This is a genomic window from Anaerocolumna aminovalerica (genome assembly GCF_900115365.1).
Classification (GTDB): Bacteria; Bacillota; Clostridia; order Lachnospirales; family Lachnospiraceae; genus Anaerocolumna; species Anaerocolumna aminovalerica.
Window position 1 is genome coordinate 122094 of the sequence record NZ_FOWD01000007.1, and the last position, 17073, is coordinate 139166.

Here is a 17073-nt window from a genome sequence, read left to right on the forward strand (position 1 = left end):
ATATTATGTATAGAAATCTAGCGCCCATTGATAAAAGTGTTTGGGAGCAAATTGATCAAAGAGCCAAAGAAGTATTGGTATCTACTTTAACGGCAAGAAAAGCGGTTCACGTAACAGGACCATTAGGTGCAGGCCATACTGCCTATAATCATGGACGCCTTGGAGCCGTTATGAAAAAAGAAGATGTATCCTTTGCTTCTTATGAAGTAACTCCCCTTGTTGAAAGCAGAATTGAGTTTAAGTTAAATCGTTGGGAACTTGACAATGCAATTCGGGGAGATAGGAACATTGATTTTACCAATCTGGAAGAAGCAGTTAAGAAATCTGCTCTTTTTGAAGAAAATGCAATTTACACCGGACTAAAAGAAGGAGCTATCAGAGGTCTTTTAGAGGTTAAAGAAGAAGCTATTAAACTTGGGGATACTGCATCTGATATTAAGAAAGCAGTGGCAGAAGGTGTTATTAAGCTGAGAAAAGCGTTTGCACATGGTGTAATGGATTTAATTGTTTCAGAAGAACTTTATACAAAGTTCTGGTCTGTGGAAAGCACCTACCCTCTTTTGGAATCCATTGAAAAAATTATAGGTGGAAAAGTAATTTCATCAGAAATTATGACCGGAGCAATTTTGATTCCACATGATGATGAAAATCTTTCATTGATTCTGGGTGAGGATTTTACTTTAGGGTATCAGGAACATGATAACAATGAAGTTACTTTTTATGTTAAAGAATCATTTACATTCCAAATTCTTGATGATAATTTAGTTGTTCGGTTCCGGAACTAATGGAGGTCAATAGTTGCACGAATTAGAATTAAAACAACTTTCCAGTGCCGGAATTCGCTGTTCGCAGCAAAGATTATTCATTTTATCCTACCTTAATGAGCATATGAATGAACATTTAACGGTAGATGATATTTACCAGGATCTAAAAGGTATATATCCAGCTTTAGTGGTTGCAACGGTTTATAACACAATGAATCTTTTTAAAGAAAAAGGTTTTGTTACAGCCATTGAATATCCGGGAGAAGAACTTCGTTACGACCGCCGCATAGAAGTACATGAGCATTTTAAATGTGAAGAATGCGGAAAGATATATGATCTTCCCATGGAAAGTGAGAAGCTTAAGCAAGCAGAATATAATGGTTTTCTGATAAAAGAACGTTTTATACTACTAAAAGGCATATGTCCTGCTTGCAGAAAAGAACCGAAGAGACAGGAATTGTCTGGGAACTGAAATCGTCATAATTTCTAATTATGAAATCTATAATGAATATTGATTTTACTTATATTATTATTCAGGCTACAATAAATAAGTAATAGGGCATTGTAACATGTTTTGTTACAATGCCTTTTTGTATCATGCATACAAGGTTTTAAAGGCTCTTTGAATAAAAGGCATCAATAACCTTCAAACTAAGAGTGAGAATCTTTAGGAGGAATTTCAGAATGGTTAAAGCAATTGTAGGAGCTAATTGGGGCGATGAAGGCAAAGGCAAGATTACAGATATGCTGAGTCAGGAATCGGATATTATTGTAAGATATCAAGGCGGCAGTAATGCTGGCCACACAATTATTAATAATTATGGTAAATTTGCACTTCATTTATTACCATCCGGTGTTTTTTACAAGCACACTACCAGTATCATCGGCAATGGTGTAGCACTGAATATTCCTTACTTAATAAACGAAATAAACTCTATTGTAGAAAAAGGAGTTCCGGCTCCTAAGGTTTTAGTATCCGACAGGGCACAAATTATGATGCCATATCATATTCTTTTTGATCAATATGAAGAAGAAAGATTAGGAGGTAAATCCTTCGGGTCTACTAAGTCAGGTATTGCACCCTTTTATTCTGATAAATATGCCAAAATTGGATTTCAGGTTTCTGAACTATACGAAGAAGAAACATTAAAAGAAAAAGTTTACCGGGTTGTGGAAATGAAAAATATTATGTTAGAGCATATGTATCATAAACCTGCTCTGAATCCAGAGGAAATCTATCAATTATTACTTGATTATAAAAAACTGGTTGATCCCTATGTATGTGATACCGCACTATACCTTCACAATGCAATAAAAGAAGGTAAAAATATATTATTAGAAGGACAGTTAGGAGCTTTAAAAGATACGGATTTTGGTATCTATCCTATGGTTACTTCTTCTTCTACATTAGCCGGATATGGGGCAATTGGCGGAGGAATTCCTCCTTATGAAATAAAAAGTATTATTGCTGTTGCAAAAGCATATTCCAGTGCTGTAGGAGCTGGAGAATTCGTTAGTGAAATCTTTGGAAAAGAAGCAGATGAATTAAGAAGACGTGGTGGTGATGGGGGCGAATTTGGTGCTACAACAGGAAGGCCCAGACGTATGGGATGGTTTGATGCAGTTGCCACCCGATATGGCTGTAGAATACAGGGTGCGACAGAAGTTGCTTTAACCGTACTTGATGTATTAGGTTATCTGGATGAATTGCCGGTATGCGTTGGATATGAAATGGATGGTCAGATAATAAAAGACTTCCCTACAACGGTTAAACTTTCGAAAGCTAAACCGGTTTATGAAGTATTACCCGGTTGGAACCAAGAAATTCGCGGTATTAAAGAATATGAAGATTTGCCGGTGAATTGCAGAAAGTACATTGAATTTATTGAAAAAGAAATTCAAGTTCCCATTACTATGATTTCTAATGGACCGGGAAGAGAGGAAATCATTAAAAAACCAAGATAGTCTGAAGTGTTGGAAGACTATAATAGATAATTTGATTTTCAGCAAAGTAAAAAATAAAGCATTCAGTGTGTATAAAGATTCTTCAGGAATTTAACTTATTTTTAGTAACAAATTTATGTATTAGTGGAATAAAATAAAAACAGAGCCGCGATGGATTTTCACTGTCGCGGCTGTTGATATTTCTGACGTACTATCAGTAGGAATGTATGTAGATTACGAAGGCTATCTATTTTCTTTTATAAAATTCCTGTACAATTGTAATAAATGTTTGCATCTGTGAAGTTACCCATTTATTCTTATGATAAATAAGCTGGCTGCACATCTTAATAGTAGGGATATCTGTTTGAATCCGGGACAGCTTTCCCTGCTTGATAGCTTTTTCTACGGAGAACAGAGGTAAAAAGGAAACTCCCATGCCTTCTTCTAATAAATGGATGATAGTTTCAGTATTTCCGATTTCCAACACAGGTCTGATCTCCATCTCTTGTGCACTAAGAAGCCTTTCCAATTCGTAGCGGTAGCTGCCGCCTTTTTCCGTTAATATAAATGGTTCCTTGATAATTCTTTGCAGGTCAATCTTTTCCCCGTCTGTAAAGGAATGGCTGCTTGAAGTTACAAAAACAATGTCTTCCTCCTGCTGTACAGCTCTCACCCATTCTGAACCGTATACCATTTGATCCAATGTAAAGAACAAATCAATGTCATTGCATTTAACCATATCTATCAGTTCCTCTGTTTTGGCCGTTCTTATAATGGTTTCTACCTGAGGGCAGATACGGTGGAATTGCAGTAATAGTTCCGGAAGTATTGCTGTACATAGTGATTCAACGCTTCCAATCCGAATTATCCCAGTGGGAACATCGTCATCCGATGCAAAAGTCTTGGCTGTATTGGTGACCCTCATGATTTCGTTAGCATGAAAGATAAAAGCTTCTCCTTGTTCTGTCAGGTTCACTTGTTTACCGATTCTTTCAAAGAGTTGTGTTCCAAGTTCTTTCTCTAATTGCTGCATCTGAATGGTGACAGTGGATTGCGAGTATCCCAGTTGCTCTGCCGCCTTAGAAAAATTCCCTGTTGCTGCCACCCTTAAAAAAGTTGCAATATTTCTGAACTCCATATTTACACCCATTGCATATCACATTGCCCACAGATGGAATACTCTGTTTTGCAGGTGTGATATTGCCACTAAAAATCAAGTTGAAAGAATCGTATCGTGGCATTCTTTCTATCAATTATTTTCTTTCAACCTATCTAAATAATGCCCCTTGCGGCATATCAAATAATGGATGAAAATGCTTTTTCACCACATTCTTATGGTCTATGGTCTATTAATATTTTAAATATATATTATCAAATCTATGAATTTTACAAATATATGGTCACATGTTACTATAGGTAGTAAGAAATGTCAAGTTTTAACCGGACGTTTCCAATATTTAAATAAGTAAGGTGACAGTAAGATGAATAAACATGAAATGATATTCAACAATCAAATACAACGGGCAGCAGAGGATTTTGTACAGATGTTTTGTGCCGAAAAGGGGGAATTGGCTGCTCATAAGATTATCCATGAAGCAGATGACAGCCAAATCGCCAAGCTTAAGAAAATCGGTATACCTGCTAAAGGGTGCTCAATAGAAAAAGCAGTAACAGAGATGATGGAAGAAGTTTATAAATACAGGGCAAGTTCAAATCATCCACGATTTTTTGGGTTTGTTCCGGGACCTGCATCCATGATATCCTGGCTTGGTGATATTATGACAGGGGCCTATAATATTCATGCCGGAAGCTGGGCTACAAGCCCTGGGGCAAGTTGTATTGAACAGGAATTGATTAGCTGGCTTTGCGGGCAGGCAGGCTATACGGAGAAATCCGGCGGATTGTTTGTGTCCGGGGGATCTATGGCCAATATGACAGCACTGACTGCTGCTCGTGATACCATGTTAAAAGAGGAGACACAGCATTTAGGTGTAGCTTATGTATCGGATCAGACTCACAGTTCTGTGGCAAAAGGCTTACGGATTATTGGAATTTCAAATACCAGAATCAGAAAAATACCTACTGATCCCTGGTTTCGAATGGATATAGAACAATTAAAAAAGGCCATTGAGGCAGATAGAGGAGAGGGCCTTATTCCATTTGTTGTAATTGCAAGTGCCGGCACCACCAATACCGGCAGCGTTGATCCCCTTCCGGAAATTGCATCTTTGTGTCAAAACAACGGTATATGGATGCATGTGGACGGTGCATATGGAGCTTCCGTTTTATTGACTAAGAAATATAAGTATCGGCTTAAAGGAATTGAAGCTGCGGACAGCATCAGTTGGGACGCACATAAGTGGCTGTTTCAGACCTATGGCTGTGGTATGGTTCTGGTAAAGGACAAAACAAATCTAATTAATACATTTAATGCCCATCCGGAATACCTTAAGGATCTGGAGACAAAGGAAAATCAGGTAAACTATGGGGATATGGGAATGGAATTGACCCGTCCCACCCGTGGATTAAAATTATGGTTAACCCTTCAGGTAATGGGATCAGATGCTATGGGTGCCGCAATAGAACATGGATTTCAGCTTGCAGAATGGGCAGAAGATGAATTAAAAAAGAAAAAAGATTGGGAAATTGTTTCTCATGCCCAGCTTGCCATTGTGAATTTCCGTTTTGCTCCTTCCGGCATAACAGAGGAACAGACAGATGAATTAAACCAGAAAATATCGAAGGCAATTATTAATAATGGTTATGCCGGTGTCTTTACTACAGAACTGAACGGCAAAAAGGTTCTGCGAATTTGTGCAATCCATCCGGATACCACGGAAAGTGATATGAGAAATACAATCTGCCTTCTCAATGAATATGCCCAAGAGTTTTATCAACCTTTAAGAGCTATCAGCTAAAAAATCTTTTACTTTAATTGTTTTAAAAGGTTGGAATCAAATTCATATGTATAAGAACTATTAGGATAATACGGGCGCCGGAGTATCTATTGTAAAATTAAGAATGCTCCTCTTATAGAAGAGGGTTTACTATATAAACTTCCTTCATAAGGGGAGCATAAAAATTGTTTTGCCGTTAATTTAATATCTCTAATAACAATTCCAATAATCTAGTATTCTTTTCAGGCTCCATAAAGCAGAATCTTATGAATTTCTGATCTAAGAAAGGAAAGGTGGAACAATCCCTTATCATGAAACCTTTTCGAATGGCAGCATCGAATAAGTCTGCAGCAGTAATACCTTCTTTTAATAGTTTAACCAGCACAAAGTTAGCAGTAGGAGGATATACTTTCACATTCTTGCATTCTTTTATTATGTTGTATATGCGGTTTCTTTCACTATGAATCAGATCTCTGGTTTTAGTTATATATTCTTCATCACTGAACATGATCTCTCCTGCAATGGCAGCAAGGGTATTAATGGTCCATGGATTTTTTTTCTTATTAACTTCCCTGAGTAAATCCACATTACCACAAATGGCATAGCCTAAACGTAAACCAGGAGCAGCAAAAAACTTGGATATGCCACGTAAAATAATAATATTATTATAGTATTCTGCTAAAGGAACAGAAGTTACCTGGTTAATATCCTCTGTAAATTCAACATAGGTTTCATCAACCATACAATATATATTCTTTTGTTTACATATATCAAGAATCTTACGCATATCTGATACAGGAATGGCGGAAGAAGTAGGATTATTCGGGTTACAGATAACCAGTAAATCAAAGTCCGCAGAAAGTTCCTTCTCTAAAGCTTTCACATCCAGTTTAAAATCTGCTTCCTCCTCTAAACGATAATAGTGGGAGCTGCCTCCTCCTAAAGTAATCTCACGTTCATATTCGGAATATGTGGGGCCCATAATAAATGCCTTCTTTGGGCAGGTAATTTGAATAAATAATGAGATTAATTCGGTGGAACCATTGCCTACTACAATATGGTTCCTGTCTGCATGAATGTAATTTGCAATGGCGGTTCTAAGTTCAGTATATTCTCTGTCAGGATATCCTGTTATAGCGTCGATTCTATCAGCTAAAGCAGTACGAAGTTTTGGTGAAATACCAAGGGGATTAACATTAGCTGAAAAGCTAGTAATATCCTCTTTTTTAATACCGTAAACAGCTTCTATTTTCTCTAAATCACTTCCATGGAAATGTTCTTGTGGTTTAATCAATTGATCAAGTCCTTTCTGTTATACAATTAATTATCTATTTGATGTAAACTTAGGGTAATTACTACCGTAGTTTTAATTGGTATATAGGTATATTATACCACATATACAAAAGTTACAATACAATGATATATTTAGTCCTATGGAGATAAATTAAATCTATTATTAGTACCGTTGATTAAATTTACTGGGATGCATAATTTTTTAAAAATGTAGCGTCCACTGCTGTCCAAGTGGTACGAGTATGAATAGATAGAACCACTCTGATCTAATATAAAGGAAGGAGAAAGATATTGAAAAGATACAACGTAACTGAATCTGATAATATCAGATTATAATGAAAGCATGATGATAGATAACTAGAAAGTTGTACGGTTTATAATAAAAAAGGATTATCCTAGCCAATTCATGAAAATACGCTGTTCTAAGGCAAGATTACTAAAAATAAGTGGTATGGGGTTAGCAAATAAATATATCTTCTATCTGATTATATTACCTATGAAGTAAAGTATATATATATGTATAGGATAGAATAAGTAGAAGAAATACTTATATCCCTTTCCTTTTTTCATATTAAAGGAGAGCATAAACGGAAGAGCAAATATCTGCATCCAATGATAACTTGTTAATTGATAAAAGTGTATACCATATATAGGTATCGTTGGTATTTTAAATAATGTTGCGATAGCATATAAGATAGTATAAATCTTTATTGGTAATAAAGATTTTAATTTTAATAAGGTCTGTGCTACAGTATTGGTACAGAATAAGAATGAATAAAGTAAACAATAAATACTAAAAGAAATGGTCAATGTTTTTTTATTTTGTTTTGTGTAATACAATAAGACACCTAGTAAAACGCCTGAAATACCTCCTTCGGTAAGAAAAACATTACATAATATAGCACCAATTAAATCATTTGAAATATAAAATGGTAAATTTAATTCTAAAAAATCGATTATTGCAATTAAAATAGTACCAAATAATTGTAGAATAGTAAAAATAAGAATATATTTTTTACCCTTAATAGGATTAACATGAAAAATATCAATTATTGAAATAATTAAGCAAGATATTAATATTGTAATAAATATATTATTTTTTATAAGCAAAAAATGATATTTTATTGCAATATTATTTATTAAATCATTCATTATGGACATGCTTACACCGAATAAATACATTCGAAGTAAATATATCTTTCTGTTTTTGGTATAAAATAAACCCCATGCCATGCAAAAGAAAAATAAAGGTGCAGAGATTCGGCCAATCCATCGAAAAAATATTGGAGTTTTTGGTATAAAATTACCAATATGGTCAACAAGCATAAAAATAGCTGCAATTATCTTTAAGGTTGTAGTAGACATAAATGTAACCCTCTCTCTATATTTTTACTAAATTCTAATAATAAGTACTATATTTTTATCTACAGCCGAGTCCTAAATTTCTTCGTCCTACCTATCCATAATTGAGGACACTTGCTGCTTTCAACAACTAATAGGAGCAGTAACCTGCTCCTATTTTTTAACTAATTATTCTACTGCTCTTATATGGCCTTTAAAATCATTAGGTCCAGAAAAATATAAATAATAATTTGCAGTACTTTTTAAGTCTGAAACTCTGACAGCAAATGTAGCCTTTTTACTTTATGTAATAATATGGTGCACCATATTATGAAATAATATCCTATATATATACAATTGTCAACTTGTTACATATGGTAAAATAATACTATTGTATTTATTTGTATTATATGATATTGGAAATACAAGTGAAAAAATAGAAATATATTTTAGTAAATTACATCTTCTTGTGTAGTGGTTTGAACATTTGAAACGCTTATTATGTATTTTATTTTCATACTAACAAGGTTCACATGTTCCAATATCTATGTTTTTTCCAATATGATATCTTGTATATTTTGCTGAGTGTCTGTCCTTTTTCATAGTATTATGTGTAAATACATGCTTATACGGTACGTAAAAAGAAGGACAAGAAGTATAATGTTAAAGTAATAAATTCATTGCCTTTCGTTTATGTAATGAAAAGATTATTTGTAACGGAAGGAACATGAAAGAAAAATGCATTGGTCTCAGAATGCGATGGTATCAGTTAAGGCAAAATCAGATTAATTTAATAATCCTAAGGACAAGTGACTATTGCTAATTTATGTCGATTAGTGTTATAATCATTATAAATGAAACGGTGAAATATACAACAAAATGAGTAAACTATTAAATTTGGGGTGGAAAAAATTGAAAGAGAAAGTGGATCGATTGGCCAATGGAATATTTGAATATGAAACTCCTCGTATTATAGTCTCCCAAGAGGAATTAGAGATTTCTATTATTTCAGGTAATACATATTCCGGTAGTTTTACCATAAAGAATAGTAACGATACCAAGATAAAAGGGGTTCTCTATTCTTCCAATAAGCTATTAGAACTGGAACAAACCAGATTCACAGAATCCTTAAATACTATACAATATCAGTTTAATGGGAGATATATGAGTCCCGGCGACAGTGTTAAAGGGGTTGTTAGTATTGTCAGTGATTGCGGGGAATTACAGATTCCATTTACTGCAAATCTGGAGCCGCCATACTATAACTCATCTATGGGTAAGATAAAGGATTTATTTCAATTTACCAACCTGGCGAAAGCTGATTGGTCTGAAGCATTAAAAATCTTTAAATCAGAAGAATTTATACCAATCTTTTTGCTTTATGAGAAAAAATATATACAATTATATGAGAATCTTTTAAAAAGCAGATCTTCAAGTCAAGCAATGGAGGAATTTTTAATTGCTGTTCACAAAAAGCTTCGAATCAATATTTCCGTTGATAAACTCTTATTAAATTATCAAATTGAAAAAGAAGGCTTTAAAGACAAGCTAACATTAACAAAAGACAATTGGGGTTATACAGATATTCGTGTCAGTACAGATTCCTCCTTTATTGAATTAGAACATAAACTAATTTGGTCCGATAACTTTGTAGGCAATACCTACCCGCTGGAATTCATTGTTAATCCGGAGAAATTAAAACCTGGTAATCACTGTGGGCGAATCTATATTAAGACGGTACATCAGACCATTGTAGTGGAAGTTAATTGTAAATGCCGCAATTCTGAATTTACAACGGACTACAATCGTAGAAAAATCAAAGATGCTCTTATAAAAATAGAAAAAAACTATTTGGATTTTCGAATGAACCGGATATCTATATCAAAATATGTTTTGGAAAACATAGAGTTACTGGATCATGTTATGGCTCTTGATGAAAAGAAAAGAGAAGAGTATCAGCTGCTGAAAGCTCATTTACATATTATATCGGATAAAGATACCTTAGCTAAAGAAATACTGGAACCATATAAAGAAAAACTGGAAGGTATAAGTGAATCCGGAATTATTTCTTATTGCGGTTATTTATATCTGGAAGCTCTGCTATATAAAGAAGAAGCTTATATTGAGACGGCACGGATCCATATACGTGACTTATATGAAACCAGTTGTGATAACTGGAGGCTTTTATGGTTTTTATTATATATAGATAAAAGATATGATAATAACAAAGGATTAAAACTGGAGGATATCAAGAAAGAATATAAAAAGGGCTGCCACAGTCCTGCTTTATATTTTGAGGCAGTAACTATATTTAATGAGGATCCGGCACTTCTATACGAATTGGGATCATATGAATTGCAAGTGTTACACTGGGGACTAAAACAGGATTTTCTTAATAAGGATGCAGCGTTGCAGTTTACGTATTTAGCAAGTAAAAGGAAAGGTTTTCATAGATTGGTTCATGAATGTCTGGGACTAATTTATGAAAAGTATAAATTAAAGGATGCATTATCTGCCATATGTGGTTTATTGATAAAAGGGCATCAAAGAAGCAATATCTATTTTAGATGGTTTAAATTAGGAGTAGAAGAACAATTACGTATTACGGAACTTTATGAATATTATATGTATTCCATGAATGAAGATGAAGACATGATTCTTCCCCAACCGGTTCTTCTATACTTTATATACAACAGCAATCTCCATGACCGTAAAAAGGCATTTCTTTATGCTTATGTGATTAAGAACAAAGAAGTAAACCCCGCTATTTACCGGACTTACCTTAAACAAATGGAGCAATTTACTTTAAAGCAGCTGGCGTCCCATAATATCAGTTCCAGTCTTGCTGTTTTATATGAGGAAATACTAATACAGGAGGCCATTACACCAGAGATAGCCAAAGAACTTCCATTCATTATGTACAAGCAGGAAATATACTGTAATAATCCTAACATAAAAGGTGTATTTGTTTCCCATAAGGAGATGGACAGTGAAGTATATGCTCCTTTTGTTAACGGAACGGCGCAAATTGACATTTATACTGAGAGTGCAGAGCTTTATTTAGTTGACGGATATGATAACCGGTATTTTACAACCATAGACTATACACTGAATAAACTGATGAGGCCGGAGGAATTTGCCAATATCTGCGTGGAATGGGATGTTAGCCACCCCATGCTGCTCTTAAATCTTTCAGAAAAGGTACAGTTTTATCAGAAGGCGGATATAAAGTACATTGAGCTAAGGAAAAGAGTATTGCAAATACCTGGTTTATCAAAGGAGTATTATAAAGAGAATATTCTGACCTTAATAGATTTTTATTACGATTATTATGAAGGGGAACTTCTTGAGGCTTATTTATTAGAAATTGATTTTAAGGATCTTGGTAAGGAAGAACGGAATAAAATCATAGAATTGTGTATTATCCGTGACTTATATCAGAAGGCTATGGCAGGACTAAAGGAATATGGTTTTGAAGGAGTGGCTCTTAATCGGTTAATCAAGCTATGTTCCAGAGTATTGCAGAATATATATCATGATGGGGCATATTCCAGCCGGAGCCTGGATATAAACCAAGGAAATACCATGGAAAATTGGTTGATTTCTAATAAAGAGACGGAAGATGTGTTAGGCAATCTATGTTACTATATTTTTCAAAACGGAAAGTACAATGAAGATATTTTACACTATATGGTAACTCATTTTTATGGAACCACCGAAGAAATGTTTAATATATGGAAAGCGGCCACTGCTTTTGAAATCGATACATTGGAATTAGAGGAGCGTATTCTGATGCAAGTGCTTTTCTCTGAAAGCTATTTGGTAGATACCTTATCTGTTTTTATGGATTATTATAAAAAAGGTTATAATCATAAGATTATTCGGGCTTTCCTATCCTATAGCGGTTACATGTACTTAATCAAAGACAGATTCATACAGCCGGAACTCCTGCCAATTATGAAAAGGGAATTAACTTATGAAGAAAATGATATTTGCTTGTTAGCCCTGTTAAAGGAATATGCAAAACAAGATAATCTGGAAGGAAAGGATTTGGAGTTTGCTGAAATAAATGTGCTAAAATATATAAAAAAGGGAGTTATCCTTCCTTTCTTTAAAGATTTTGAAAAGCACTTTTTACTGCCGGCACAGCTTAATAATAAATTTTTTATAGAATACATTACAGACCCCAGACACAAGGTAAATATACATTATCAAATAGAAGACCAGAATAATGAGGAAGAGTTTATTACTGAAACAATGCCGAATATATATATGGGCATTCATGTGAAAGAGTTTATTGTATTCTATAACGAAAGAGTTCAGTATTATATTACGGAAGAGAATCAGGATGGGCAGGTTAACATTACCGAAAGTGTGGAAGTAAAATTAGGTGAGGACATGGAATTAGATGAAGATACCAGATTCAATCATTTAAATTTTATGTTAATGGCTATGGATATGAAGGATGAAAAAACCATGATTGAAAGCATAGAAAGTTATATTAAAAAAGGTTATGTAATTTCAAAAATATTCAAACCATTATAATATGTACAGATAATTGCCGCCGCCCAAATTCGTGGTGTTTCGGCAGAATGGAGTTAGGTTGGCGATAAAGCGCCAGAATCGAGGTTATTATGAGTGAGCAACTGGGCAATGAGCAAAGAAACTTAATAGTGGGGTTTGATTTGTGTGATGATTTCTCTCAGCTTAGTTATTATAATTATAAAACCTATGAGCCGGAATCTGTTTGTGTTGACTTGGAAGGGAGCAAGTATTTGATACCTACCGCACTGGGAGTTAAAAACTACTCAAAGGATTGGGTTTTTGGAGAGGAAGCAGTATCCTGTGGAAAATCAGGCACAGGTGTACTGGTAGATGATTTATTGAATAAGCTTAAGACTGGTGAGAATATAGAGATATTTGGAACAGAATTTGATTCCGTTTCCTTAATGGAAAAATATTTACGCAAATGTTTGCTGCTTTTAAAGAAAAAATTTCCTGCAAATACTATTTTACAGATTATTATCACCCTGAAAGAACTGGATGAAAAGGTTGTAACGGGTTTATATCAGGCACTGGAGAACCTGGGTATAGGAAAGGACAGAGGATATATTCAGAGTCATTCTCACAGTTACCAGTATTATGCTTTAAGTCAAAGTAAAGAACTGTGGATGAATGATATTGGATTGTTTGATTTTGATGAGAAAGGGTTGGTTTACTCACAAATCTCCATTAATCACAGGACCAGGCCCTATGTGGTAGGAATAAAGGAAGAGGATTTCTCAGAAACCTTAAGTTATGCTATGCTGGAAGAGTATAAAAACGGAGAGAATCTGGAATACATTTTTGGAAACATAGCAAACAGTGTTTTACATAAACAGATAGTATCAACTATTTATGCCACAGGTCTTGGTTTTGAAGACAATTGGGCAGATAATATATTAAAGGAATTATGTGTAGGACGGCGTATATTTAAAGGTCAGAACCTGTATGTAAAAGGAGCCTGTTATGCAGCAAGAGAATTAGCCGGTGGTTCCAAGCTATCTGAGTACCTGTTTTTAAGCAAAGAAATGATTAAAAGCGATATTTTTATTACCGGATATTACAATGGAAAAACTGCGGATGTGGTGCTGGTAAAAGCAGGGAAGCCCTGGTATGAAATAAACAGCAATCTTGATGTCATATTGGATGATGAACAAGAAATTATAATAAAATTAAAGAGCATAATAAGCGGAGAAATTAAAGAGTACGTTATTCGTTTAGACGGGTTTCCACAACGTCCTGGCAGAACCACACGGGTTGGAATCAATATCAAATTTAAAGATCATGCCAATGGTGTGATAACTTTAGAAGATAAAGGGTTTGGCAGTTTTTATCCTTCATCAGGGTATATTGAAGAAGTAGAGATTGTAGTACAATAAAAGGAGGAGACCGATGGGAAAACTGATTATTTGCAATGGAAAGCAAGCTTTCATACCTTATTATTTTAAAATAACAAATACAAAAGTTTATTCCATTGAAGAACTATGCTACTACGTCTACAATAACGTGGAATTATTGAATGAAGATTTTTTTGGTGAGGCTCTTATACAATGGCTAAGGGATGAATTGGGCCTAGAAGACAGAGCTAATAAATTAAGAGAGATTAAGAATAATCAAGGCAGTTTTAAAGAATTTACAGTGAGCATCCTTTGCAGCAGCGATTATTACACAGAATCCGAAATAAAAGAATTTATCCGCAACCTGGATGAACTGGTGAATTTATCTCCCTATGAGAAGTTGAAACAGAAAGGAGATAATTACCTGAAATATAGACAATTTGCCGAAGCAGCTACCGTATATGAGAAGATTTTAGATGGGGAAGAAGTTACCGGCCTATCCAGTGAGGAATATGGCAATCTGCTGCATAATCTGGCTATTATAAAACTTCATATGGTAGGTATTGCAGAGGCAGCAGAAAGTTTTAAGGAAGCTTATGAAAGAAATAAGAATCCGGAATCCTTAAAACAATATTTAATGGCGCTAAAGCTTAGCGGGAAGGATGATATTTTATCAGAAGAAGTCAAAGGATATGGAGTAACTGAGAACCAGAAAGATGAGATGTTGGATGAAGTCAATACCGGACTTGAGGAAGCAGAACAAACAGAAGACTATAAGATTGTAGAGGAATTTCAGGAATGTAAACAAACCGGCAGGATTAATCAATTGTATAGAATTGCCGATGAATTAATAAATAGATGGAAACAGGAATTTCGAAGAGAGCACTCTTAATTAATAAGGATAATCCGAGATATTAAAAATGTAAGAATAACTAAGACGATTTTAGGCAGAAAGGTATTCATAATGGGAATTCTAAAGAGGTTACTTGTATCAAAGAACGATAAAGAACTAAAAGATAAGAATGAAAAACAAATAGGTGATTCCTCCCTAACTTATGGCGAAGAGACTATAGAAAAAAACTATAAAATGGATTACAGCGATGATCCAAGTAGAATCATTACGGAAAATTGTGAACAGATTCTGGAGTCTGAAAGACAAATGGAAGAACTTAAGGTTGAATATCAGGCGGTAACCTCCTATTTAACGGATATTCAAAAAATAGATCAAATACCTGCTGAAGATAGGGAGCAACTAAATGATGCAGCCAGAAAGATTATAACTTTTACCAGAGAACGTTCAAAATATCAAAGCAGTACTGTTAGAATTACAGATTATCAGTTTGTCAATATCGGAAAGTATGAAGAAATAATACCCTCTGAACTGGCAAAAATGAAAGAGTATGAAACCTATCAGGAAACCGTAGAAAAAGACATGAGTTATCTGGAGAGAGAGAAGGATGCTTTATATAATAAACGGGGGGACTTGGAAGATAAACAACATTATCTGAAAAAAATAACTACCACCATTAGTATATTGGTAATTACTTTATTCATAGTGCTTTATCTTCTCCAAAATGCATTTCAGGCAGATATGCAGATACCCTTTATACTAACCATTGTAATGGCTTTAGGATGTACTCTTTATGTGTTATATCAAAGCAGTGTGAATAAAAAAGAAAGTAAGAGAGCGGAACGAAAACTAAATAGGGCCATTCAGTTACTGAACAAGGTGAAAATCAAATATATTAATAACCGGAATGCTTTGGATTATAATTACCAGAAGTATATGGTGAAAAGTTATGAGGAGTTTTACTATCTTTGGGAGTTATATTTAAAGACTAAGGAAGAAGAAAAACGCTACCGTCAGAACACGGAATTATTGGAACAGTATAACAGGCAATTAACTCAGGAATTGAAATCATATGAACTTACGGATCCTGAAATCTGGATATACCAGGCAATTGCAATTATTGATAATAAAGAGATGGTGGAAGTAAGACACCGTCTTAATGTAAGAAGGCAAAAGTTAAGAGAAAGAATTGATTACACCAATAAAACAAAAGAACGCAGCATTGAAGAAATTCAAAAAATCTTAGATAAGAACCCGGAACAGAAAGAAGATATTATTAAGCTGTTAGAAAGATTCGGAATAAATCTATAGATTAGCAATTATTAATCAATTAACTCTATGGCAATTATAATTATTGTTTTATGAATAAGAAAATTCAAAAAATGATTGACAAAAATATAATTATGGCATATAGTGGTAAAAAGTAAAACCGTTGAGCAAGAGAAGTAAGAAAAGTTGGGTGTATCCAGAGAACCGCTGATTGGTGAGAATGCGGTAGCATAGATTTTTCTGAATGGACTTGTGAGGGCAGCCCGAAAGTATAGTTTACGGATTTCTTATATAAGAAAACTGTTTACAGAACTAGAAAACAGGATATTTTGGTAAAAAAGAATCCTGTATAAGTAGGAGCTGACGGGAACCCTGTCCGTTATCAGTAGGGTGCATATGATGGTATGCAAAAGGAGTGGGCGTATAATACGCCAATTTGGGTGGTACCGCAGAAGTAATAAGCTTTTGTCCCTGTATAAAGCAGGGGCAGGAGCTTTTTTTATTGTATACCAATACAAATAAACCACTTGCTATGCAAGTGGACCCTATCCGGCTTTAAGCCCTAGATAAAAACCTCCTATGTTATAATAAGTGTGGGTCCTAAACCGCACTAAACCAACAAAGGAGGTATCCAATTGGATAAGAATACATTATCACATACAACATGGGAATGCAAATATCATATAGTGTTCGCACCAAAGTACAGAAGACAAGTGATATATGGAAATATAAAAGCAGATGTAGCAAATATATTAAGTACACTGTGTAAAAGAAAAGGAGTAGAAATTATAGAAGCAGAGTGCTGTTCTGACCACATTCATATGTTTGTCAGAATA

Annotated in this window: 12 protein-coding genes and 1 other annotated feature; of the genes, 9 read left to right on the forward strand and 3 right to left on the reverse strand. The window is 34.4% G+C overall.

Annotated elements, in window-relative coordinates:
- Positions 1-5 precede the first annotated feature (5 nt).
- From BM183_RS06090 to BM183_RS06100, 3 genes are all read left to right on the forward strand, one after another.
- On the forward strand, positions 6-785 hold the full coding sequence (locus BM183_RS06090; protein ID WP_091685294.1) for a family 1 encapsulin nanocompartment shell protein: 780 nt from the start codon (positions 6-8) through the stop codon (positions 783-785).
- Between the two features lie 13 nt (positions 786-798).
- Positions 799-1236: a Fur family transcriptional regulator gene (locus BM183_RS06095; protein WP_091685296.1), complete on the forward strand. Its 438-nt coding sequence runs from the start codon at positions 799-801 to the stop codon at positions 1234-1236.
- 212 nt (positions 1237-1448) lie between these two features.
- Complete coding sequence (locus BM183_RS06100; RefSeq protein ID WP_091685298.1) at positions 1449-2729, forward strand: adenylosuccinate synthase; 1281 nt, start codon at positions 1449-1451, stop codon at positions 2727-2729.
- Positions 2730-2955: 226 nt separating this feature from the next.
- On the opposite strand, the gene BM183_RS06105 is transcribed toward BM183_RS06100, so the two are convergent.
- A complete protein-coding gene (locus BM183_RS06105; RefSeq protein ID WP_091685322.1) occupies positions 2956-3846 on the reverse strand; it encodes a LysR family transcriptional regulator in 891 nt (296 codons plus the stop codon).
- A 343-nt stretch (positions 3847-4189) separates the two neighbouring features.
- Between BM183_RS06105 and BM183_RS06110 the strand changes: the two genes are divergently transcribed.
- Positions 4190-5626, forward strand: coding sequence for a pyridoxal phosphate-dependent decarboxylase family protein (locus BM183_RS06110; RefSeq protein WP_091685299.1), 1437 nt, complete (start codon positions 4190-4192; stop codon positions 5624-5626).
- Between the two features lie 175 nt (positions 5627-5801).
- Here the strand turns inward: BM183_RS06110 and BM183_RS06115 are convergent, their stop codons facing one another.
- Complete coding sequence (locus BM183_RS06115) at positions 5802-6899, reverse strand: pyridoxal phosphate-dependent aminotransferase (protein WP_091685301.1); 1098 nt, start codon at positions 6897-6899, stop codon at positions 5802-5804.
- Positions 6900-7375: 476 nt separating this feature from the next.
- On the reverse strand, positions 7376-8263 hold the full coding sequence (locus BM183_RS06120; protein ID WP_091685304.1) for a TraX family protein: 888 nt from the start codon (positions 8261-8263) through the stop codon (positions 7376-7378).
- A gap of 888 nt (positions 8264-9151) precedes the next feature.
- Here BM183_RS06120 and BM183_RS06125 point away from each other — a divergent pair.
- The 5 genes from BM183_RS06125 to tnpA all read left to right on the forward strand — a co-directional run.
- Positions 9152-12784: a DUF5717 family protein gene (locus tag BM183_RS06125; protein ID WP_091685306.1), complete on the forward strand. Its 3633-nt coding sequence runs from the start codon at positions 9152-9154 to the stop codon at positions 12782-12784.
- An 89-nt stretch (positions 12785-12873) separates the two neighbouring features.
- Positions 12874-14160, forward strand: coding sequence for a DUF5716 family protein (locus tag BM183_RS06130; RefSeq protein ID WP_091685308.1), 1287 nt, complete (start codon positions 12874-12876; stop codon positions 14158-14160).
- A 13-nt stretch (positions 14161-14173) separates the two neighbouring features.
- Positions 14174-15010 (forward strand): hypothetical protein, encoded by an 837-nt coding sequence (locus BM183_RS06135; RefSeq protein ID WP_091685309.1) that lies wholly within the window; start codon positions 14174-14176, stop codon positions 15008-15010.
- A 72-nt stretch (positions 15011-15082) separates the two neighbouring features.
- Entirely contained in the window at positions 15083-16279 is a 1197-nt protein-coding gene (locus tag BM183_RS06140) for an AAA family ATPase (RefSeq protein WP_091685311.1), read from the forward strand.
- A 112-nt stretch (positions 16280-16391) separates the two neighbouring features.
- Positions 16392-16713, forward strand: a binding site (T-box leader).
- Between the two features lie 159 nt (positions 16714-16872).
- A partial coding sequence (gene tnpA, locus BM183_RS06145; protein WP_139221488.1) for an IS200/IS605 family transposase occupies positions 16873-17073 on the forward strand: 201 nt, incomplete at its 3' end.